We start from the raw sequence: 1213 nt of genomic DNA on the forward strand, positions 1-1213 counted from the left end.
TTGCAATTTTGCTTTAAAGCTTTCCAAAGATTCGTCTGGATTTCCTTTAGCAATTTTGGCGACATAATCAAGCGTATAAGGTGCTAATGCTTTTTTGAAATCTTCAAAAGAAATTTCCCAATGCGCGCCAGCCGCTCCTGCTTTATCCATTTTCATGGTATCGCCCGCTTTGACACCTAAATGTGCAAGACCTGGAGCTTCTTTTTCAGAGATAACTTTGGCATCCTCTTTACGGTTAATTTCTAACTCTTTTTCTGAATAACCATTTTTCTTAGCATCTGCTTCTGTGCGCATACCATAACCAATATTGGCAAAACCCGTCGCAAAAATGGTGTGCTTTTTAACAAAATCCCAATCAATAGACTCAGGGTAGTTATACACAATCTCATGAGCGATGTAATTCCACAACGCTAAGTCAGTACTTGGAGAGAAAATAATTTCGATGTCTGCAAGATCAGAACAACGGTGCGTGTAGGTAGAGATATTGACGACTTTAACCTTATCGGGTGAGGTTAATTTTCGATCACTTACACGGGACCAAAGGATTGGATGCATCTCCGCCATATTGGCACCCCATGTAACAACGGTGTCGGTCAGTTCAATATCATCATAACAGCCTGCTGGCTCATCAATACCAAAGGTTTGGATAAACCCAGCAACGGCAGAAGCCATACAGTGACGTGCATTTGGGTCAATACCATTGGCACGAAAACCCGCTTTCATCAATTTTGCAGCAGCATAACCTTCTTGAATAGTGTATTGACCTGAACCAAAAATACCAATCGCTTCAGGGCCACCTATTTTAAAGGCTGATTTGATGTGTTTTTCCATCTCATCAAATGCTCTTTTCCAACTAATGGGCTTAAATTGTCCGTGCTTGTCAAATTCACCTTTATCGTTCATACGTAAAAGTGGCTCTTTCAGACGATCTGCTCCGTACATAATTTTTGCGTTAAAATAGCCCTTAATACAATTAAGGCCACGATTAACAGGACATGCTGGATCACCTTTTACAGCAACAACTTTACCCTCTTTGGTCGCCATCATAATACCACAACCGGTACCACAAAAACGGCAAACGGCTTTATCCCAACGCCAATCTTTTTCGGCGTGCTCAGCAGCAGCTTTTAATTCACTAGGTACACTGATACCCACGGCAGCTGCAGCACTCGCTGCTGCGGTTGTTTTTAGAAAGTCCCTTCTGGAAAGCGAC

1 protein-coding gene is annotated in these 1213 nt (G+C 42.1%); it reads right to left on the reverse strand.

Features of this window, described 5'->3' with window-relative positions:
* On the reverse strand, positions 1-1213 hold a 1213-nt coding region (locus PHE37_RS13815), incomplete at both ends, for a molybdopterin-dependent oxidoreductase (protein ID WP_300008841.1).

Source organism: Sulfuricurvum sp., from assembly GCF_028681615.1.
Lineage (GTDB): Bacteria > Campylobacterota > Campylobacteria > Campylobacterales > Sulfurimonadaceae > Sulfuricurvum.